Genomic DNA, 21549 nt, shown 5'->3' on the forward strand with positions numbered 1-21549 from the left:
CACCGGCGCTGGTTCCCAGCGCCGCGGGTGCCCGGTTCACCTTCCGCTCCCGGCGCGACCGCGGTATAACGACAAGTGACCTCGCTTATCCGCCCGTCCACTACGACCCACCGGGGCGCCACGAATGGCCCGTTGCTTCTGCCACCTGCACCTGCACACCCACTACAGCATGCTGGACGGGTTCAACCGCATCCAGCCGCTGGTGAAGCAGACGAAAGAGCTGGGCATGAACGCGGTCGCGATCACCGACCACGGGAACCTGTACGGCGCCATCGAATTCTACATGGAGTGCAAGAAGGGCGGCATCAAGCCCATCATCGGGTACGAAGCGTATCTGGCGCCGGGCTCGCGCCTGGAGCGCGACAGCAAGGGCGAACTCGGGTTCTCCACGCACCTCACCTTGCTCGCCAAAAACGAAGCCGGGCTCAAGAACCTCATCAAGCTGTCGAGCATCGCGTACCTGGAAGGGTTCTACCGCAACCCGCGCATCGACAAAGAGATCCTCGAGCAGTACCACGAGGGCATCATGTGCCTGAGCGGGTGCCTGGCGGGTGAGTTCAACCAGTACATCATCAAGGACAAGCCCCACGAGGCCGAGAAGACCGCGAAGTGGTTCCGGAAGGTGTTCGGCGAAGACTTCTACATCGAGATCCAGAATAACGGCATCGGGCTCCAGGATCAGTGTACGCCCGTGGCCGCGGACATTGCCAACAAGCTCGGCGTGCCGCTCGTGGCCACGGCCGACGCGCACTACCTGTGCTCCGAGGACGCGCAAGCGCACGACGTGCTGTTCTGCATCAACACGCGCCAGATGCACGACCCGCGGAAGAAGAAGTACCCCGAAGAGCGGATGGCGAACCCGTACTTCGTCCGCAGCCCGGAGGACATGTACCGGCTCTTCCCCAACCACCAGGACGCCGTCGCGCGCAGCCAGGAGATCGCGGACAAGGTCAACATCGACATCGACTTCAAGAAGCGTTACTTCCCGGTGTTCGTCACGCCCGACGAGAAGACGCCCGACGCGTACCTGCGCGAGCTGTGCGAGCGGGGCATGTACGAGCGGTACGGGGCCGAGCCGAGCGAGGCGGTGCGCAAGCGCCTGGACCACGAACTCGGCATCATCAACAAGATGGGGTTCTCCACCTACTTCCTCGTGGTGTGGGACTTCGTGCGGTTCGCGCGCGAGGAGGGCATCCCCTGCACGGCCCGTGGCTCCGGGTGCGGCGCGATCGTCTGCTACCTGCTGTACATGAGCCACGTGTGCCCGATCGAGTACGACCTGCTGTTCGAGCGGTTCCTCGACCCGAACCGCTCGGAAGCGCCCGACATCGATATCGACTTCTGCCAGGAGCGCCGCGAGCTCGTCATCGACTACGTGAAGCGCAAGTACGGCACCGAATCGGTGGCGCAGATCGGGACGTTCGGGACGCTCGCGGCGAAGGCCGCGCTCAAGGACGTGGGCCGCGTGCTGGGGCAGGCCCCGGAGCGCATGAACGCGCTGTGCAAGCTCGTCCCGATGAAGGGGGCGATCGCGAAGAGCCTCCAGGAGGCGCTCGACGAGTCGCCGGACTTCAAGCGCGAGTACGACCAGGATCCCGCCATCAAACAGGTGGTGGACATCGCGCTGAAGCTGGAGGGCGCGAACCGGAACGTGGGCACGCACGCGGCCGGGGTGGTGATCGCGAACGGCCCGGTCACCAACTACGTGCCGGTCCAGCGCCCGCCCAAGAAGGGGGACGACAACTCCGGCGACACGACCACGATGACCACCCAGTGGGAGATGGGCATCCTCGAGAAGGTCGGGTTGCTGAAGATGGACTTCCTGGGGCTCCGCAACCTGACGGTGCTCGACAACTGCGTGAAGCTGATCCAAAAGACCCGCAAGGTGACCGTCGAGCCGACGAAGTTCCCGCTCACCGACCCGGACACGTACAAGCTGCTCCAGCGCGGCGACGCGAAGGGCGTGTTCCAGCTCGAAAGTGAGGGCATTCGCGAGCTGCTCAAGCGGATGAAGCCCGACAACATCCGCGACCTGATCGCCGTCCTCGCGCTGTACCGGCCGGGGCCGATCGAGGGCGGCATGGTGGACGAGTACGTCGAGTGCAAGAACGGCCGCAAGAAGCCGGAGTACCCGCACCCGATCGTCGAGGAAGTGCTGACCGAGACCTACGGCGTGATGGTGTACCAGGAACAGATCATGCGGATGCTGAACCGCATGGGCGGGATCGAGCTGGCCAAAGCGTATGCGTGCATCAAGGCGATCAGCAAGAAGAACTTCGAGATCATCAACGCGCGGAAGGCCGACTTCGTTGCGGGCGCGACCCAGCGGGAGATGAGCGCGGAGAAGGCCGAAGAGATTTTTGACCTTATCGTCAAATTCGGCGGGTATGGTTTTAACAAGTGCCTGGCGCCTGACGCCCGGGTTACTGATGCCGAGTCGGGGGAGGTGGCAACGGTCGGTGAACTGTTCGCCCAGAAGCGCCCGTTCACGGTTCACGCGCTCGGGGCCGGTGAGAAGCTCGTTTCGCGCCCCGTAACGGACGTGGTGTGGAACGGCCGAAAGCGCGTGTACCGCCTCACCACGGAACTCGGTAAGCGGATCACCGCGACCGCGAACCACCCGTTCCGGACGCTCGGCGGGTGGACGAACTTGGGCGACCTCGAGCCCGGGGACCGCATCGCCGCCCCGCGCCGGCTCGCGGTACCGACCACCGAGTCGTGGCCCGCGCACGAAATCGTCGCCCTCGCCGGGTTACTCTCCGAGGGCAACACCTGCCACCCGACGACGCTGTACTTCTACGGCAACGATCAAAAAATGATCGACGACTTCGCGCACGCGATCGGCCAGTTCCCGGACACCGTTGCGAAAGTGTACGCGCGCCCGAACCGCCGGAACCTGGAAGTGCGAGCGAACACGGGGCGCGATACGCGCCTCAAATCGAAAGCGGAACGGGAAAGCGCGCTCGCGCTGCTGGACGCGCCCGCGCGGTCGGGCGCGTTCGTCTGGGCGCAGCGCCTCGGCATCCTCGGCAAGAAAGCAACGGAGAAGTTCGTCCCCCCCGCCGTGTTCCGGCTGTGCGACGCGGACATCGAACTGTTCCTCGGGCGGCTCTGGGCCGGCGACGGGTTCATCGCGAACGACGCCCTCCGGGTGCCGTTCTACGCGACGTCGTCGCGCCGGCTGGCGGAAGACGTTCAGCACCTGCTATTGCGCCTGGGGATCGTGGGGCGCATTCACGAGAAGCAGTTCAAGTACCGGGGCGGCACGAGACCCGGGTTCACGGTCCACGTGCTCGGTGATGGGGCGGCCGAAACGTTCCTCGCCCGGATCGCCCCGCACTGCCTCGGGCGCGAGGTCGCCGTCGAGCTTTTACGCGCCCACGTCGCCGGGACCGTCCGGGGGCTAACGAGCAAGGACACCGTACCGCTGGAAGTGCGCAAGTGGGTGGACGAGGAGCGCACAGCGCGCGGGCTGACCTGGGAGCAACTGGAACAACAGGCCGATGTCTCCGTCCAAGATTTCTATGGGACGCCCGCGGCCGGGAAGAAGGGATACCGGCGCCCGACCATCGCCAAACTCGCCGCGTTCTTCGGGTCCGCCCGGCTCGCGGCCGTTGCCGACTCGGACGTGTTCTGGGACCGCGTCGTTTCTGTCGAGTTCGTGGGCGTGCGGGACACCTACGACCTGACCGTTGACCGCGACCACAACTTCGTCGCCGACGGGCTGATCGTCCACAACTCGCACACCGCTGCGTACGCGCAGATCGGCTTCCAGACCGCGTACCTGAAGACGCACTACACCGCCGAGTACATGGCCGCGCTGCTGTCGTCCGAGATCGACGACGGTAACAAGCGCGACGTGTTCATCGACCACATCTCCGACGCCCGCAAGCTCGGCATCGACGTGCTCCCGCCCGACGTGAACCGCGGGATGGCCGATTTCGACGTGCAGCACAACCGCATCATCTTCGGGCTGACGGCGATCAAGGGGGTCGGGCGCGGCGCCGCCCTTGAGGTCGTGCGCGCGCGTACCGAGGGCGGCAAGTTCAAGGATCTGTTCGACTTCTGCGAGCGGGTCGACCGGCGCATCCTCGCCAAGGCCGCGGCCGAGTGCATGATTCAAGCCGGGGCGTTCGACGTGTTCGGGAAGCGGTCCGCACAGTTCGCCTCCGTTGCGAAGGCCTACGCGGTGGCGGACCAGCGCGCCGCCGAGAAGCGCAAGGGCCAGACCGGGCTGTTCGACGACGTGGAAGAGGAGGCCAACAGCGGACCCGCCGCGCAGGGCCTTCTCGACACGGACGAGTGGTCCGAAACCGAGCGCCTGAAGCGCGAAAAGGAGGTGCTCGGGTTCTACATCTCGAGCCACCCGCTCGCACAGCACGACGAGCAGTTGCGCCGGTTCCGCACGCACGACTGCGTCATGCTCACGAAGGGCGCGAAGAACGGCACCGAGGCCCGCATCGGCGGGATGATTACGAACCTCGACGTGCGCACCGCGAACAAGGGCCGCAACATCGGCAAGAAGTACGCCATGTTCCGCATCGAGGACTTCACCGATTCCGTGCGGTGCATCCTGTGGTCCGACGAGTACTCGCGGTTCCGGGAGCAGATCAACTCGGACACGGTCGCGATCTTCGAGGGCGTGTTGAACTGGGCGCCCGATCGGGCGGAGCCGGACTTCGCCATCAAGAAGATCATCACGCTCGACGAGGCCCGGGCCGAGTTCACCAAGAGCATGGTGCTGAAGCTCGCCTACACCGAGGACGACGAGACGCTGCGGAAGCTCGAAGCGGTGAGCCTCATCCTGAAGCGCAACCGGGGGCAGTGCCCGGTGTACATGAGCGTCCGCGACCCGAACGGCAAACAGGTGCAGTTGAAGTTCAACGACGATTTCCGGATCAACCCGGCGTCGATCAAGCTCGAAGAACTCGAAATGCTGTTAGGACAGGGCGCGATCATCTTCTCGCGCTGACGCGGTCCGCGGCGCGTGCGAGGTCGGGCAGCGGTGTTGCGAGAGCACACGACGAGCGCGCAGATCACGCACGCGCAGAACTGGGCGGAATCACGTTTGGGCGTCCCCGTTACGGGGCACCCAACGTGCTTGGCGGTATCGCCGGACGGGAGCTTATTGGCGGTGGGTATGGCAGAAGGGACGGTCACTGTTTGTGCGTGCTAAGCGCAGTGCGGGCGACGCGATCGACGCCCGCACGGTCAAGCGAATAGAAACAAATACTTACACTGTCGGTTCGGAGATGCTGCGCGCGTAGCGCGCGAGGAGCATCTGCACGGCCTGGATCGTTTGCCACTCGGCGAACCCGATCCGCACCTCGGTGCCGTCCTCGTTCGCGTCGATGTTCTCGACGGCCGTGGTCAGTCCCTTGTGCAGGTAGTCCAGGATTTCGGCGAGACGGGCGGCTTGCGACGGGGTGAGCTTCTGCGGGAGGGGCGGGACGTCGTCGTCGAACGCGGTCCACCCCCCGGCCGGGGGCGGGGACGGGGCCACCGTGCGCTGGCTGTCGGCCACCGAGACGCGCCCGGACGCGGCCTGGAGCTCGTCGGCCCGGATCGTTTGTACTTGGCCGCCCGCGTTGTTGGCGGGCACCGCGGCCTTGCGCGCCGCGATCTCTTCCATCGTCCCGAACAGCAACATGCTGCGGCCGATCGACACCTGATCGCCGGGGCGCAGGCGCCGGATCTGGACCGCGGTGCCGTTCACCCGGGTACCGTTCGTGCTGTCGAGGTCCGTCAGGATGATGTCGTTGTCTTCGACCTGGACCTTGGCGTGGAACCGGCTGACGCGCTCGTCGTTAAGACGGAGGCCGTTGCCCTCTTCCCGGCCGATCGTAACGGGGATGGGCAGATCTTTGTAGACCCGGCCCTTATCGACCCCTTCGAGAACCAGGAAGGTAACGGTGCGCATTGAAAAGTCCTGTGCCGGCGCCCGGACCCGATTGGAAGCGGGAGGCCCGATGGATGTGGTATAGCACAACCAATTCGGGTCGGGCGTAAAAACCACTGATGGGATGTTTTATCCCTACGGGTTATTGTCCGCGTTTCAGGCGGGTGTGTCAATTTCACCGTGGGCACAGCCATTTCAACCCACGTGCCTTGAGAAAACAAGGCCGCACTCGCCGGAATTGCGGATCACCCGGGGCGGTCGCTAACGAGCGACCTAATCATTTACTTTAAACGATGTGAACATTCTGCGCACGACAGCGCTATCGTGAGCAATGTTCTTCGCGCGGACGCCGTACACATAAAGCCGCGGGCGCCCGCCCTCGGCCACGAGCACCAGCCATTCAATCACCTTTCCGCCCGGCGAATCCATGTGAACCTCGACGCCCCACGCGCTCTTGAACCGGATCTCGGCCTCCTTCGTGACGGTGCCCTGGAGCCGCGCCTTCTCGCGGCTCAGTTCGGCCTGAATCGCGGACGCGGTAAAGACCTTCTCCTTGTCGTTCGCGAGCGACGCGACGAACCCCGGCTCCAGGTCGTTCCACGCGAGCCACGCACTCGTCCGCGTGTACCACCCGCTGTAGCCGTACCGTTTCCCTCCGGTCGCTGATCCAGCGGCGTTGGGCTCCACTTCTTCTTCAATGGGCGAGCCCGGGAGCAAAACGGAACACGATCCGTCCGGCGGCGTGTACTCCGTCCAGCCGCGTTCCCGGATAGTTCCGGACCCGTATCGGAGAACGGTAAGCGTTACTCCCATAACCAGAATCACGGTCGTCAGCACCGCACCAATTACGGTCACAACCAGAACGGCACGCGGTTCCGTGTTCTCGCGCCGCGCAGCGCGAGCGGCCCGCGGTTTCGGTGGAGCGTCTTCGTCGAGTGAAAGCGGGCGCGGGTCGATCCGCTTCGCGGCCGGGATAACGGGTGCGGGCAGTTCCGGCGCGGGGGTCGATTGTGTGTGTGGCACCTCGGCGACCGAGGCCACAGGAAGTGCGGTAACAACCGCCTGACACCACGGACACAAGGTCGGCTTGCCGAGTGCGTCGTCGGGCACCTGGAACGGTTTACTACAACTGGTGCAATGGACCGGAACGAACATGCGCAGCCCCGTCACCCGGTAAAAACGATGCCCAACATTCGCTCGCCCTGCGAAGCGCGGGCACAGCGCCCACTCTTACGACGAGGGCCGCGGTCCGATCGGTTCTTCGCGCGCGAAATTCCGATTTGTCCCAGCGATCAGCTCAAGAGCTTCGCGGCCTTCACGACATAATGCGCGCCGCTCCCGATGGTCGCCACGAGCATCGCCCAGAGCAGCACCAGTTGCACCGGGTTCAGAACCGCGAGCGCGTCCGAGGTGCCCGAAAGCGTATCGAGCCAACGAATGAGGAGCACGCCGATCAGTACGGCGCACTGGAGCGCCATCTTCAACTTGCCGAACCAGTCCGCGCCGAACTTCTTACCCGTAGCCTCCACCATTCCGCGGATGCCGGTCACCAGCAGTTCGCGACACACCACAACCGTGACCATCCAGGGATCGATACCTGCGGCCGTTACAGGAATCAGATAGATGAACGTGCCGCACACGAGAATCTTGTCGGCCAACGGGTCGAGGTTGCGCCCCACGAGGGTCAGTGGGCCGTACTTGCGCGCCCACCAGCCGTCGAGCCAGTCGGTCGCGGTCGCGACGAGAAAAATGATAAGCCCCGCGAGCCACGCGCCCTGCACGATGCACACGAACAGTCCCACCGCCAACGGGATACGAGCGAACGAAAGAAGATTGGGAACGTTCAGGAGCGATTCGGGTGCGGCGGGCGCGGACATGTGATTCCCTTTGACGGCCGGAGCGACGGGCGCGGGATCATTGTCGCGAACGGGAGCAAAAACGACACCGGGCGCGGGAATAACCCGCGCCCGGTACGAGCGAACAACAGAGCACACCCGATGAGCCGAGCGCTTACTTCGGGGGGACCGGTTTCGGTTCCTGGGGGTTCTTGTCCGCGCCGGAGTCCTGGGGCGGCGGGGGCGGGTCGTTCGGGGGCTTCGGCTTCGACGGTTCGCACCCGACGAGCCCGGCACTCAGAACGAGGCCCAGCAACAGTTTTTTCATAATGGTGATCCGAGCTAAGCGTGACCGCTTACTTTGTGGGGGCCGGGATTCGAGAACCCTTCTTGGCTCCCGCACCGGAATCTTGAGGTGGGGCGCTTCCGGCCCCGCCGGCCGGAGTCGAATTGGACGACGAGCACCCGACCAGGACCGCGGTTCCGATGGCCAACACGATGGCAAACAGTACCGATTTCATAGGGGAATCTCGAGAACAGAACGTGACATAAAACGCGGACTGGTTGCGCCGGCAAACCTCGCCGGCGCAACCAAAAGTGTTAAACGGTAGGACCAATCAGTTGGTGTTGGCGACTTCGCCCCCGGCCCGGGTCGAGAGGGCCGCGATGACGCCGTTGTTGCTGTAGGTGATGAGGCGGCAGGAGCCGTCGGCCATCAGGAACTGCGAGCCGGCCCCGTGGAAGCTCCAGTAGTGTGCGGCGTCGCACCCGACGTTCGGGTTACCCGTTTGCAGCCCGATTTTCTGGGCCGCGGTCCCGTTGCACGGCTGGTTCGGGGACGAGTTGTAGTTCGCGATGAAGTAGTTCGCGATCGCCAGGTCGTTGGACGTCATCACGCAGTCGCCGGTGCCCCGACCGTCGTACCCGTAAGCCGCAAAATACCACCCGTATTCGAGGTTCGAGTTCGGCGGGCGCTCGCCGACCAGCAGCGTGTTGCTGGTCCCGTCCGTGATGTGCGTCAGATGGACCTTGGAGTCGTAGTACAGCACGCCGTCCATCGAGGTCGAGGTGGTGCCGGCGTTACCCAGATAGGTGGTCAGTGTCTGGTTGCGGATGCCCGGTTCGCCGGGGTACTGCTGGCTCCCGCGCGAGTCCGCGGGGCACGTAAACGCCTTCATCTGTAGCGCGCACGCCGGGTTGTACCAGGCGTACCAGTTCGTCCCGCCGCTGTTCGCGAACGTCTTGGCCAACTTGTAAGCGTTGTCCTGTTCGAGGTAGGGGAGGATGAACGCCATAAACGACCACGCCCCTTCATACGGGGCGGCGGACGTGTACCGCGAGTAGCCCTTCGGCAGTGCATTGTTGGCGTCGTGGAAGGCGTGGAGTGCGAGCCCCTGCTGCTTCAGGTTGTTGATACACTGGGTGCGGGCCGCGGCCTCGCGGACCTTCTGCACCGCGGGCAGGAGCAGCCCGATCAGGATCGCGATGATCGCGATCACCACCAACAGTTCGATCAACGTAAACGCGTGACGTGAGCGTTTCTGCGCGCGCCTCATGAGGCACTCCTCGAGAAGGAGGAACAAAAAAATGGAGAATATTCGTCAACGGCCCTTGCGAGTCTTGGTGCAATTGTGAATAACTGCGACCAACACCGTCAAACGAACAAACAAATGAGAGGTAGCCGCGATCTTACGAGCCCGAACCGAGCTTCCGAAAGAGCAACCAAAAAACTGTGAATAATCGGTTCGGGGAGCGAGTGAACCGCGAGTGGAATTAGTTGTAACCAGGGCTTGACTCACACGCAAGTGAAAATCCTACGTGGGAGCTAATGTTTTCTAAATATCTGTAAAGCACAGTTGCATTAAGGCCTTCACCGGATCATTTCCGGGACGAACGCGACGAATCAATCCTGTCGCGAAGCCTTGAATTCACATGTACTTATGGCAAATCTCAACGCGGCCAATTCTCGAAATGTGCGTCCGAAGTGGAGCCGGCCCTCCAATGCCCGAACGGAAGTCGGCCGGCTCACTTTGTCACCTGCCCCAACGAAATCGTGAGGGCGAAATTGCCTGGGAGGTCACATCACTCGCCGCACAAATAACCGCGCGACACATCATTGGATCAAACCAAAGGGAGCGAAAAACGATCGGGGCGCGGTCCCGCGTCGTGGTTGGTGGAACTGGTGCTCGGTTCTCGACTGGGTTCGCGATCGGTCGCCTCCACACCCACGATCTCGTCCGTGAGCACATTGCCGTACAGCGTGAACGGACTGGCGTCGGTGACCGCGATGCGGACCGTGTGGCCGACGAGCCGCTCGGTACCGTCGAACACCACGATGTGATCGGCCATACTGCGGCCGGTGAGCTGGGTGACGTGCCCGGGGGCCTCGCGATCGCGGCTCGCGCGCTGTTCGCGCCGGCTCGGGCCTTCGACCAGCACTTCGACCACCTTACCGACTTGCGCCCGGTGATCGATCCGGCTGTTCTCGTTCTGTACGGTGAGCAGGTCGTTGTTCCGGCGCTTCTTTACGTCCTCGGGCACGTCGTCCGGGTACCGGTCCGCGGCCTTCGTACCCGCGCGCTCGCTGTACTTGAAAATGAACGAGTTCTTGAACCGTGCGGCACGGACCAGGTCCATCGACTTCTGGAAGCTCTCCTCCGTCTCGCCACAGAACCCGACGATGAAGTCCGAACTCACCGACACGCCGGGGACCAGTTCGCGGCACCGCGCGAGCATCTCCATGTAGTACGCGGCGGTGTAGTTCCGCTTCATGCGTTTCAATACTTCGTCGCACCCCGACTGGACCGGGACGTGGAGGTACTTCACCACTTTGGGCAGCTCGCGCACCGCGTCGAGCAGGTCGTCCGTCATGTCCTTCGGGTAGTTCGTGACGAACTTGATGCGCTCCAGACCGGCCACGTCGTGCATGCCCGCGATGAGGTCGCTCAGCCGCGTGCGCGTGTCGCCCGACTCGTAGACGTAGCTGTTTACGGTTTGGCCGAGGAGCGTGACCTCCTTGCACCCCTGGTCGACGAGCTGGCGCACCTCGTTCCAGATGTGTTCCGGCGGGCGGCTCTGTTCCGGGCCGCGCGTGCTCGGCACCACGCAGTACGTGCAGAACTTGTCGCACCCGATCTGGATGCGGACGAACGCCTGGAACGGGGTCGGGCGCATCGAGGGATCGCGGGCCGGGTCGTAGCTCACGAAGCTCGCCTCGACCTCGTTCCGCCCGCCGTCCGTGCGCCCCAAGCTGACCGCGAGCTGCGGCTCGCGCGTGGCCCGCACCTTGTCGACCAGGTCCGGCACCGCGCCCAACTGCCCGGTGCCGACGATCATGTCCACAAACGGGGCACGCTTGCGGATCGCGTCCTGGTCCTTTTGGGCCATGCAGCCCAGCACGCCGATGACCGCGTCCGGGTTGTCGCGCTTGATGGGGCGCACGCGGCCGAGCGCCGAGTACGTTTTGTCTTCCGCGTGCTCGCGCACGGAGCACGTGTTGAACAGCAGCACGTCCGCGTCGGCGGGGGAATCGGTGAGGTCGTACCCGCGCTTGCGGAGTGCGCCGATGACCAGCTCGCTGTCGAGCACGTTCATCTGGCAGCCGACGGTTTCGATGTACACTTTCTGCGGCATGGTCGGGATACCGTTATGAGACGGGGCCGGCCTCTTAAAATTAAAGAGTATCAGGTTGAGGATACTGAACGGGCCGAGGTTCACAAAGGCCGCGCAGCGCGCGCGAACCCCACTTGGGTATCGAGCGAGCGGCTCCCCGTAGGCGCGTTTTCGTGGCGAATGAAGCCGGCCGATTTGGAGGTGTGGTTACGGGCTGCTAATAAATCCGTCATTTCGCACTACGACGCTGATGTGCGGGGCGAATTCTTCCCACGCGACGTACCCGCAATGCTCCTCGAACGCGGTTCCGTCCGCGAACCAACCCCGCACGGAGAGCGTTTCTTCTTGTTTGACGTGAAATGATCCCGCCGCCGTTCCACCGGCCGGAATGTCGTTGTACTGGAGCGTCTTCCCCGCAACGTCGACCATCAACACGCGAATCGGCTTACCGGATTCGTTCCGAATCGCAAATGTCGCGGGCGTCCACCGCCAAACGCCCCAACCGGCAACTGCGACCAATAGCAAAACAGTCGGAACAACATATTTCGCCATAGGTCGCCGTGCGGTAACGCGGATTCCGAAACGTCGCTCAGCGTATCCGCGTGCCGGCTTCCCACACAACCCAGATCGGACGCCTCGTGCCCTGGTTACGAGGCGTCCGTTACGCGAAATCAGTCGGAGATGTTGGCGAGGAAGTCCTCGTACTTCTTGCGGGCGCCGAACTCGTCGGCGGTGAGCCCCTTCTGCTTGGCCGTGAGCGCGTCGATTTCCTTCTCCTGGTCCGAGAGTTTCTTCAGGTAGGTCGTGTACACCTCGGACTCCTTCGGGGTCTCGCGCAGGTTCTTGCGAATCCGGTCCTGGTCCACCGTGAACCGTTGTAGGTCGCCGTTCACGTGGTTCAGCTCACGCGCGGTGTAGTCCCAGGCGCCCTTGAGTTTGAGCGCCTCGTTGAGCTTGTTCTTGAGGCCCGCGCTGATCTCGTTGAGCGACACGAAGTACCGGATCTGGTCCTCGCCCCCGTTGGTGAGAGTGAACGCACTCACGTCGTCGCGCTCCTCCTTAACGGTGAACGACTTGGTGTCCCCGGCCTTAAGTGCGACCTGGAACCGGAGCACCTCGGGCGTATCCTCGGTGGGCTTGTCCGTGTCCACGAGCTTGAACTGTTGGCTCGTCCGGTTCGGGTGCTCGATGAGCAGCGTGCGGTCCGTCTGGGAGCGATTCACGGCCTTGTACGTCGTCTCCTCGGTGACCTTCGTTGTGGTGGTCACGATCCCCTTCACGGCCTTGATACTGGTGATCTTCTGCTTGCCCGCACCGGCCTTGGGGTCGACCTCGGTACCCAGGTCGATGGCATAGCTCAGGAGGCGCTCTTCGTTGGGTTGAACATCCAGAACGCGCGTATCCCCGGCGTAGGTACTGCCCTCGAACACGGTGATCGGCCCTTGATTCAGGTGCGCGCCGCTCGTGTTCTTGAGGCGCAGACCGAGCAGCGGGTGCTTCGCTTGGACGCCCGCGTTGTAGATCGAGACGCGCGTCCCCTCGATGTTCTTCCCGACAATGGGGAGCAGGGCCGATTTCTGGCGCGGGAGCGAGACCGGGTGGTCGATCGTGTACTGGAAGAAGTCGCCCAGCGCGCCCGCCGTCGCCGCATTACCGACGCTCCCGGTGCCCAACCGCTGGGCCAGCTCTGCAGCAGTACCAGCCGCATGTTTCCGCCGCTGCGCTTCCGCCACCGGGTCGTTTACCTCCGCGAGCCTCATTTTTGCTTTTCCAAGCCCTTCCCCCATACCCGGGGCAGAAGCACCCAGAGCGGTTGGGCTACGTCCTGGTGGCACTGGAGCGTCGAACGCGGGCGCTGGAGCCGGAGCACCTGCGACTTTAGAACCGTACAGGCCCAAACTGAAATTAAAGGTTTGCCTGTTGTCTGCAGCTCCTCGCTCGTCGCGCCCGTTGAAATTGCCCTGGTAGGTGACGGGCCGGAGTGAGGCGAAGAGTTCGGGTTCGACGGTGGGGCGGTTGATGTAGAGCGGGTTGTACAGGTCCATCTTGAAGCTGATCGGGCGCCCGCTCACGAGCGCCATCTTGACCGTGGACCAGTCCTCGTCGGTCGGGTTCTCGACCATCGCCCAGCCCTGCAAATAGGGCTTGTCCTGGTCCTTCATCAATAGGCGGTAACTGGTCTTCCAGATGGGCGCGTCGATCACGTACCCCACTTGGACCTTGCGCTTGCCCTCACCCGCGAAGTGCAACTGAACCGCCTTCTTCTGGCTGTCGTGCGACAGGGCCAACACTTCCAGGGCGCGCCGGAACTCGCTCTCGATTAGGGGATTGCTGAACCGGAGGGACTGGATGTCGCTCATCTTGATGGCGCGCATGCCCTCCGCGCACCACATGTTGAGCACCTCCGCGTCCGTCGTTTGAGTGCCCGCGGGTACTTTCTGCTTCTCGACGCCGACGATGGTCCCGGTGAGTTTGCCCGGTTGGTTCGCGGCCGTGGCGCTGACCGCGACTTCGATGCGCTCCCCACGCAGTTGGGCAATAATCCCCGCGAATGTGGGGTTGTTGTTCAGGTTGATCGCGAACGAACTGAGGGTGCGTGCAATGGGTTCGCGGGAATCGTAGCTCACGGCAGAAATGCGCCCCTGGCCGAAGTCTTCGAGGACCATGCTCTTGAGCAGGTCGTTCACGTCCGATTCCGGGAACGTCAGGTCGACGCGCGAGTCTCCGTCCACTTCGCCCGAGCGCGAGAAGTACCCCACGCCGCTGTTGAACAGCACGACCCGCGTGACGGGGAGCGTGGTCGCGGGCTTGAGGTCTTGTTTCGCTTCGCCGGCCGCGCTCAGGAGCCGGTCCGCGCCCACGCCCGCGCCGAGTCCCAGGGCGCCCGCAACTGGGGCTGCCAGTAGCCATTTGCTCGCCATGATCTGCCCTTTGTGAGTGTCGCCCCGAGGGGCGTATCCGACCGACCGCAACTCCGCGCGATCATACCCGCACGCACCCGCGCCCGGGAACAACGGTACGACGGGTTGTTACACGCGGTCCGTTCGTCGCTGGTGGATCGAAGATGCGCGATATGAATTGCGCGTTCGATTCAAGGAAATGAAACTCATAGAAGCAACGAACGCTCGGAGGTATTCCGAGCGTTCGTTGCTTCTGCATTTAGTAGCCGATTTCTTACGGCTTCACCGGGCGCGGGAGTTCCGGCGGGAGCAACAAGGATGGGGGCGGCGGTTCGGGTTGAGGCGGACGCACAACCGGGCTGCTCCCGAACGCGGACGGGTCGGGCGGCGGAAGGTACGTCGGGCGGGCCGACTCGCGATCGCGGTCCGGAGCGGTCCCGCGAACGGCTCGCACCGGCGGTTCGAGTAGCGGCACCGTGGGGGCGGCCGACGACCGCAGTTCCGTCCGCGCGGCACTCGCGCTGGTCAAGCCAGCAGATGAGTGGGTACCGCGGGCGACCACGCGATCCGGCGGGGCCTTCAGTGCGGTCAACCAGGATTCTTCCAGGGCGTCGATCGTGTCGAAGCCGTACACCTTGTTCGCGGCGGCGTTCCAGCTCTCGGCGTTGTTGCCCTGCATCCCCATTCCGAGGAACTGGAGCAGTTTCCCGCGGCCCTCGCGCCCGTCGCCGCCCTTCCGCACGAGGTAGTGCGACACCGAGTAGCCCTGTGCGTACAGCACGATCATGTCGCGCGGGTACTCGGTCATGCGGAACAGCACGCGGAGCCGGATCCCGCGCCCCGCGTTCAGCAACTCGCGGCACCGCACGTCGTGGTTGTAGCGCTCGTCGTCGTTCTCACTCAGAACGCTTCCGCCCTCGTCGGCCCAGCGCGGAACCGGGCGCCCGAAGTAGTGCGCGAGCACGGTGTGAGTGACTTCGTGCGGGAGCACACTGTGGAGGAGCTGCTGCTTCTCGCCGCGGATCTCCATGCGGAGACTCGTGACGACCGGGCGCCCGCCTTCCTGACCGAACGTGAACGTCGTCGCTCCGCCCGCGGAGTTTTGGGTGATCTGGACCTGGAGCGGGCACCGGCGCGGCCACTGGGGCATCTCGCGGCCGGTCCACTCGAGTGCTTTTTCTTTGCGGTACGTTTCGGCCCATTCGCCGAACTCTTGTGCGAGTTTGGCAGTCGGCGCTTCGACGGTGAAATTCGCGGTGTCGTAGCTCGCGGCGGGCGCAAAGGCGGGCGCAAAAAGCGCCACAACGATCGCGCTGAAGTGCCGACGAAGAGTCATTCCCTTGACCTCCGTGGTTGGAGACGCCTGGTCCGCTTTGTGCGGCCGTGGTGCTGTGAAGCAAGGGGCGTCGGAAGTCTAACCGCAAGCGGTGTGCCGGGAATGTTCGGTGGCGGGAGTGTGCGGAAATGTCACGGCGCAAGGTGCGATAAGAGCAGTAGTTCGGGATCGAACTAAGTGTGACGAAGAAATCGACCCACCGAACGAATGGTGTAAAGAGTACAGCCGGTCCCGACCGACACGCGGAGCGTGTAAGAATTACAAGCGTTTTGTGCGTTCACCTCATCGCGATCTCACCGTTTTTGGCTTGTCGATCGCTTTGCGCGGGGTAAACCTTGTTGAGATCAAATCTCAAAACAATTCCGGTGCCCGATGCTTCGATTCCTGCGTCCGCTGACCGTCCTCGCGCTCGCTTGGGTCGTTGGGGCGAGTGCCACAGAGCCTGTTGGAACGCTCCCCCCTCAAGCGAGCGAGTTCCAGTTCCACCACGACCATGTCATCGGCACGTCGCTGGACTTGTGCGTCGTGGCGCCGAACGAATCCGTCGCGGAAAAGGCCGAGTTAACCGTTCTCACCGAGATCGAGCGCCTGCGCATGATCTTCAGCACTTACGACGTCGGGAGCGAAATCAGCCGACTGAACCGCTCGCGCGAGCCAGTGAAGGTGTCCACGGAAATGGCCGAAGTGCTCAGGTCTTACGAATCGTGGCAGCGGAAGAGTGGCGGGGCGTTCAACGGGCAGGTCGGCGAGTTGGTCCGCGTGTGGAAGGAAGGAGAACGAACCGGTCGCGTGCCGGACGCGCTCACCCTGGAGCGCATTGCGAGCGACCTCCGGAAACCGGGCTGGGAATGGGACGCGACCGGCACCGCCGTGAAACGCCTCACCGATCAACCGCTGAACTTGAACGCCATCGGGAAGGGTTACATCATCCAAAAGGCAGTCGACGCGGTGCGAAAAGAGCACCCTGCCGTTACTGCACTGCTCATCAATCTTGGGGGCGACATCCTCGGTTGGGGCGCGGCGCCGGGCGCCGGTTGGGCGGTCGGTATCCAGAACCCGTTCCAGCACTTCGACAACGCGGCGCCGATCGCCGCCCTGCGCCTCAAGAATCAAGCGGTCGCAACAAGCGGCGATTACCAGCGCTTCTACGCGATCAACGGGAAGCGATACGGCCACATCTTCGACCCGCGAACCGGCCACCCGGCCGAAAGCGCGACGAGCGCCACCGTGGTCGCGAACGACAACGTCACCGCGAACGCGCTCGCCACAACGCTCTGCGTGCTGAAGCCCGAAGACGGCCTGAAGCTGATCGCGAGTGTTCCTGGAGCGGAGTGCCTGATTATCACACCGGACGGCAAGCAACACCGGAGCGCGGGGCTCAAACTTTCCGAGATCGCACCGACACGCATCTTCACGCCGCAAGAGAAGAAGGACGAGCCGAAGGGCGCGGCGTGGCCGGAAGGCTATCAAGTCACGGTCGCGGTGGAGCTGCCGAAGATCGACGCAAAGCGCTACCGCAGGCCGTACACCGCGATCTGGATCGAGGACGACAAGGGCAAAGCCGTCCGCACGCTGGCGGTGTGGGGTAACGCACCCAAGTACCTGAAAGACCTCAAGGACTGGTGGAAGATCGGGAAGGGCGACAACGACCTCGTGAAAGCCGTGACGCGGGCGACCCGCGGACCGGGGAAGTACGACCTCGCGTGGGACGGCAAGGACGATAAGGGGAACGCGCTCCCGCAAGGCACGTACACGGTCCGCGTGGAAGTTCACCGCGAGTTCGGCGAACACTTGCGACAGAGCGGCAAGATCGAGTGCAAGGACAAACCGACGAACGTGAAGCTCGAAAAGAACGCGGAGACGGCCGAGACGGTGGTGGAGTTCAAGGAGGCGAAGAAGAAGTAATGTCGCCGCTCCACCGCTGGATACTCAAAACGTCCCGAACGGTTCACGTGTACCTCACGCTGTTCGGGTTGACGCTGATCCTGTTCTTCGCGGTCACCGGGTTCATGCTGAACCACACCGAGTGGTTTCTTCCCGATGACGCCAAACTCGAAGCCCAAACGCGGCGGAAGTCGCGCCCGCTCCCGCTGGACAAAATGCCCGGCGGGAAGCTCCCGGTGCCGTCCGAGTCCTCCGGTGAGGCGACGGGAGAAGAGAAACTCGCGGTGGTGGAGGCGCTGCGTAAGGAGTTCGACGTGCGCGGCGAATTGAGCTCCTTCGTGTTCGTAAAGGACGACAACGACCGACCGCAAATCAAAGTAGAGTTCAAGCGCGCCGGCGGCGAAACGATCGCGACGATCGACGCAGAGAGCGCGACAACGGAGGTCGCGTCTACCTACCAGGGGTGGGCGATCGTGATGACCGACCTGCACCGCGGGAACCGCGGGAACATGAGTAATGAGGTGAAGCGCACCGGGCGCGCGTGGAGCTTCGTGATCGACGGGACGTGCGTTCTGCTACTCATCATCTCCGCGACCGGGCTGGTCATGTGGTGGTCGCTCAAGAGCCGCGGGAAGTGGGGCGCGATCCTGTTCGTGATCGGCACCGTGATCACGGGCGCAGTGTACTACTGGTTCGTGCCGTGAGTGCAGGCGACCGGGTAAAGCGGCTGTTCAAAGGCGCTTCTCCTTGAGTTCACCCGGTTGCAGGAAATAGTTCTTTCGGGCCGTTTTTCAGCAGTGCTTTCAGGTAGGCCATCGATCGCATCGGCGGGCAAGCCCTCACTGCTTCCTGGAACTCGTCGGGCGGTGAGTATTCGTGTGCGTCCATGTAGTGCAAGATGAGTGAGGGGGCGACAAACAGGAACCCGTCCCCCGGAAGCCAGAGATTCGACACGCCCATTAGAACGGCCGAGTCACTGACTCTCCCCAAGTGAAATGAGGCTGGGCCACCCGTTAACCGGCAGAAACCACAGGCATGACGCCCCATCGTCAATGCGGGTTGCCAAGGATTGACAAGTAAATCCACCAACTTTCGGACGACGTCCGTCTCAACTTCTCCCCGTCGATAGTCGTACCCCGGCTCCAGCCAGCCGACCGCAAGAAGCCTTGACGAACTTCCGATGGGTGGGAGTCCAATCGGCGTCATATCGGCGTGGGGCATGTCGCGACCGTATTCGGTATTTTCGGGGGTGGACGGAGCGGGAAGTGATCGGAGCTATTTAGGAGCGCTACACAGGCCGGTCCCGTAACTACTCGGTCGTGTCATTTCCATCAATTGCGAGGCGCAGGCGCTTTGCAATTGATGGATTTTCGGGAACATACACCCGCTCGCGTGGGGTGAGAATGCCGGATGTTCCGCGTGATGATAGCACCGCGCGCTGCTCCGCGACAAACTCGGTCAGGTCGATTACTTCCAGTAGTTCTGTTGTGGCGAACGCCCGGAGAACCGGACCGCGCAAGCCGAGTTGAATCGCGCGCCGATCGAGTTTCGCGCCGGACGGGTGGTGATCCGGGTCCCATTGCAGCCGCACGGACGACCGCCTCACCGCGTGTGACCAGTCTTCGGATGTGGCGAATTGCTCGCGGTCCCAAGTAGAGGGGACCGCGCTTTCGAGGAGTGAGTCGAAGAACCCCCGCCGCAGTCGAAGCCCGAGGGTGACTTCCTGGTTCTCCTTCGTGCCCCACCCGCAGCGGTACATCATCCACAGGAAATTCGGCTTCACCCAACTCATCCGCGAAAAGCTGAAGCCGTCGCCGAAGTGTCCGTGGGCGCTCGCGTACCGCCCGATGGTCGGGTTGTACGCCTGATAAACGACGATGCTTTCGTCGTCGTACTGCGCGAGAATGTGCCGCCCGTCCCGGGGCCAAACCTTGACCTGTTCGGCATACGGCTCGTAAACGAGCGGCATGAGTGATTCCGGCTATCGTTCGAGCTGTGGGTTTAAGGTGCGCGTTCGTGCGGTCGATCAATTCCAATGCGCCCGACCTGTAGAACGTGAACCATCAGATCACCGGGAACTACGTGGTATAGCGCCCAGATTACGGAATTGAGGATGTAACGATCGCCGAAATAATCCTCGCCCTTTTGATCCGGGTCGTCGAGCAACTCCGCGTCCACGTTATCGACCGCACGATTCACAGTTTCGCGGTCCGTGGCTCCCATCCAGATCTCGGCAAGCTGCTGGAGAGCCGTTTCCCGCCAAACGACGGTGCACCTCACCCCCGGTTCTCCAGGGAACCGAGATACGCTTTGACGTCAGTGGTTGTGTACGTCTTCTCAGCTTTCTCTCGTTGCGCGCGCACGACTTCCGGGTCGGGAAGCCCCAGGTGCCGACGCGCCATTTCTTCGCGCGAAAGGGCCGGAGCGAAATACCCGACGACCCGCCCCTCCACGTCGGTCACGGCCACAAGGCGTTGTTGAGCGATGAGGGCGGCGAGTGTTTTGTTGTCCAGCGGGACGTCGGACATCGCGGCCTCCTGAAAACGAAGATGGTTCGGAATGCCTCCCGAACCATCTTACCACAACCCTTTACTTCCCGGTCGCGTAGGTCTTCTGGAACGCGGCGACCCCGGCGCCGGCTTCGAGTTTGAAGCCGCTTTCGAGGAGCACCAGTTCCAACGCGCTGAGAGCGCCGAGCACGTCGAACGAATCGGTGTAGCCCATGTGCGATAAGCGCCAGATGTGGCCCTTGAGCGTGTCCTGGCCGTCCGCGAGCTTGTAGCCGTACTTCTTTTCGAGCGCCTTCAGGGTGGCGGTGCCGTCCACGCCTTGCGGGACCGCGATCACGGTCAGCGCGCTGTTGGGGCGCTCCGCGTACACCTTCAGCCCCATCGCCTCGACCCCCGCGCGGCACGCCGCGGCGATCCGGTTGTGGCGCGCCCAGAGGTTCTCGATGCCCTCGGCGCGGATGCGCTTCAGGCTCGCGCGCTGCGCCTTGATGAGCGTGTTGCCCGGGGTGAACGGCGTGTCGCTCTCCGCCAGCGACTTCTTGTAGCGCCGGATGTCGAGGTAGAACCCGCGCGGCGCGGTCGCGTCGATCTTCTTCCACGCCTTCTCGCTCGCGCCGATGAACGCCAGGCCCGGGGGCATCATGAGGGCCTTCTGCGAGCCGGTCACGACCACGTCCAGGCCCCAGGCGTCCATCCGGCACTCCATCGCGCCGACGCCGCTGATCCCGTCCACCGCGAGCAGCGCGTCGGTCTTGGCGACGACCTTGCCGAACGCTTCCAGGTCGTGCCCGACGCCGGTGCTCGTTTCGCTGAGCGTGGTGAACACCACCTTCGTGTCCGGGTTGTCGGCGAGCGCCTTCGCCAGCATGTCGGCCGTGACCGCCTTGCCGTAGGGCACCTCGACCGGCACGATGTTGGTCGCGAACGCCTTCAGGATGCCGCGCCAGCGCTCGCCCCAGCGCCCCGCGGTGCAGAGGATCGCCTTTTCGCCGGCCGCGAGCGTGTTACTGACGGCCGCTTCCATCGCGCCGGTCCCGGAACACGTGAGCGTGAACACGGGTTGCGCGGTCTGGAAGACGTACTTCAGGTCTTCGCTGACTTCCGCGAGGATCGCTTTTGCTTCCGCCGCCCGGTGGTAGGTCACCGGGCGCGCGAGTTCGAGGAGCGTCTCTTCGGGGACGGTCGTGGGTCCGGGGGTGAACAGGCGCGGCTTCATCGCACTTCCTTTCGTGGAGAGCAGAACGCAAGTTGTTGTATACACGGGACGAGCTTCCGTCGCGCGCGTGAACCTACTGGTCCGATTCGTGTCTCTCTACGAACCCCAATTCACCTCGACGCCGGCAACCGCCCCGAGCGCCCGCCCCTTCCACCGGCACCGGGTCCGGAACGCCACCCCCGGCAGCGCCTGCACCGGCCCGCCCGCCTTCGATGTACAACCGCGACAGCGGTGTAGTCGAGGTGTGCCCTCCAGACGCCACCATTCGATTGTCATAATTTAAATATATTTATATATTTCCAAAATCAATTATTATCCATCAGTCCGACCGCGAATTTGCATTAGCGACGCTGTTCG

18 protein-coding genes are annotated in these 21549 nt (G+C 63.4%); 3 read left to right on the forward strand and 15 right to left on the reverse strand.

Annotated elements, in window-relative coordinates:
• Positions 1–124 precede the first annotated feature (124 nt).
• Entirely contained in the window at positions 125–4972 is a 4848-nt protein-coding gene (gene dnaE, locus VT84_RS33440; RefSeq protein WP_082842593.1) for a DNA polymerase III subunit alpha, read from the forward strand.
• A gap of 261 nt (positions 4973–5233) precedes the next feature.
• On the opposite strand, the gene VT84_RS33445 is transcribed toward dnaE, so the two are convergent.
• From VT84_RS33445 to VT84_RS33480, 10 genes are all read right to left on the reverse strand, one after another.
• A complete protein-coding gene (locus VT84_RS33445; protein WP_082842594.1) occupies positions 5234–5920 on the reverse strand; it encodes an FHA domain-containing protein in 687 nt (228 codons plus the stop codon).
• Positions 5921–6172: 252 nt separating this feature from the next.
• Positions 6173–7054, reverse strand: a complete 882-nt coding sequence (locus VT84_RS33450; RefSeq protein WP_082842595.1) for a hypothetical protein — start codon at positions 7052–7054, stop codon at positions 6173–6175.
• Positions 7055–7191: 137 nt separating this feature from the next.
• Complete coding sequence (pgsA, locus tag VT84_RS33455; protein ID WP_082842596.1) at positions 7192–7776, reverse strand: CDP-diacylglycerol--glycerol-3-phosphate 3-phosphatidyltransferase; 585 nt, start codon at positions 7774–7776, stop codon at positions 7192–7194.
• Positions 7777–7909: 133 nt separating this feature from the next.
• On the reverse strand, positions 7910–8062 hold the full coding sequence (locus VT84_RS39205; protein WP_157470126.1) for a hypothetical protein: 153 nt from the start codon (positions 8060–8062) through the stop codon (positions 7910–7912).
• A 28-nt stretch (positions 8063–8090) separates the two neighbouring features.
• The gene (locus tag VT84_RS39210; RefSeq protein ID WP_157470128.1) at positions 8091–8255 is read right to left on the reverse strand and encodes a hypothetical protein; all 165 of its coding nucleotides are present in this window, start codon (positions 8253–8255) and stop codon (positions 8091–8093) included.
• A gap of 96 nt (positions 8256–8351) precedes the next feature.
• The gene (locus tag VT84_RS33460) at positions 8352–9251 is read right to left on the reverse strand and encodes a DUF1559 domain-containing protein (RefSeq protein WP_162271937.1); all 900 of its coding nucleotides are present in this window, start codon (positions 9249–9251) and stop codon (positions 8352–8354) included.
• Positions 9252–9855: 604 nt separating this feature from the next.
• Positions 9856–11376 carry a tRNA (N6-isopentenyl adenosine(37)-C2)-methylthiotransferase MiaB gene (gene miaB, locus VT84_RS33465; protein ID WP_410000410.1) on the reverse strand — a complete coding sequence of 507 codons (1521 nt, stop codon included), beginning with the start codon at positions 11374–11376 and terminating at the stop codon, positions 9856–9858.
• A 177-nt stretch (positions 11377–11553) separates the two neighbouring features.
• Entirely contained in the window at positions 11554–11775 is a 222-nt protein-coding gene (locus VT84_RS39215; RefSeq protein ID WP_157470130.1) for a hypothetical protein, read from the reverse strand.
• Between the two features lie 242 nt (positions 11776–12017).
• Positions 12018–14267, reverse strand: coding sequence for a DUF4139 domain-containing protein (locus tag VT84_RS33475; RefSeq protein ID WP_082843483.1), 2250 nt, complete (start codon positions 14265–14267; stop codon positions 12018–12020).
• A gap of 253 nt (positions 14268–14520) precedes the next feature.
• Complete coding sequence (locus VT84_RS33480) at positions 14521–15582, reverse strand: hypothetical protein (RefSeq protein WP_052550961.1); 1062 nt, start codon at positions 15580–15582, stop codon at positions 14521–14523.
• A 372-nt stretch (positions 15583–15954) separates the two neighbouring features.
• On the opposite strand from VT84_RS33480, the gene VT84_RS33485 reads away from it, so the two are divergent.
• A complete protein-coding gene (locus VT84_RS33485; protein WP_082842599.1) occupies positions 15955–17487 on the forward strand; it encodes a DUF2271 domain-containing protein in 1533 nt (510 codons plus the stop codon).
• The gene (locus VT84_RS33490) at positions 17487–18170 is read left to right on the forward strand and encodes a PepSY-associated TM helix domain-containing protein (protein WP_082842600.1); all 684 of its coding nucleotides are present in this window, start codon (positions 17487–17489) and stop codon (positions 18168–18170) included. Before VT84_RS33485 ends, VT84_RS33490 begins: the two co-directional genes overlap by 1 nt.
• Before the next feature lie 49 nt (positions 18171–18219).
• On the opposite strand, the gene VT84_RS40355 is transcribed toward VT84_RS33490, so the two are convergent.
• The 5 genes from VT84_RS40355 to VT84_RS33515 all read right to left on the reverse strand — a co-directional run bounded on the left by VT84_RS40355 (position 18220) and on the right by VT84_RS33515 (position 21192).
• A complete protein-coding gene (locus VT84_RS40355) occupies positions 18220–18426 on the reverse strand; it encodes a hypothetical protein (RefSeq protein ID WP_197909454.1) in 207 nt (68 codons plus the stop codon).
• A gap of 349 nt (positions 18427–18775) precedes the next feature.
• Positions 18776–19435 carry a DUF4291 domain-containing protein gene (locus VT84_RS33500; protein ID WP_082842602.1) on the reverse strand — a complete coding sequence of 220 codons (660 nt, stop codon included), beginning with the start codon at positions 19433–19435 and terminating at the stop codon, positions 18776–18778.
• 32 nt (positions 19436–19467) lie between these two features.
• On the reverse strand, positions 19468–19689 hold the full coding sequence (locus VT84_RS33505) for a hypothetical protein (RefSeq protein WP_157470132.1): 222 nt from the start codon (positions 19687–19689) through the stop codon (positions 19468–19470).
• 53 nt (positions 19690–19742) lie between these two features.
• Positions 19743–19994, reverse strand: a complete 252-nt coding sequence (locus VT84_RS33510) for a hypothetical protein (RefSeq protein WP_052550947.1) — start codon at positions 19992–19994, stop codon at positions 19743–19745.
• A gap of 61 nt (positions 19995–20055) precedes the next feature.
• A complete protein-coding gene (locus tag VT84_RS33515) occupies positions 20056–21192 on the reverse strand; it encodes a pyridoxal-phosphate-dependent aminotransferase family protein (RefSeq protein ID WP_052550945.1) in 1137 nt (378 codons plus the stop codon).
• Between the last annotated feature and the right edge of the window lie 357 nt (positions 21193–21549).

This window comes from Gemmata sp. SH-PL17 (assembly GCF_001610855.1).
Classification (GTDB): Bacteria; Planctomycetota; Planctomycetia; order Gemmatales; family Gemmataceae; genus Gemmata; species Gemmata massiliana.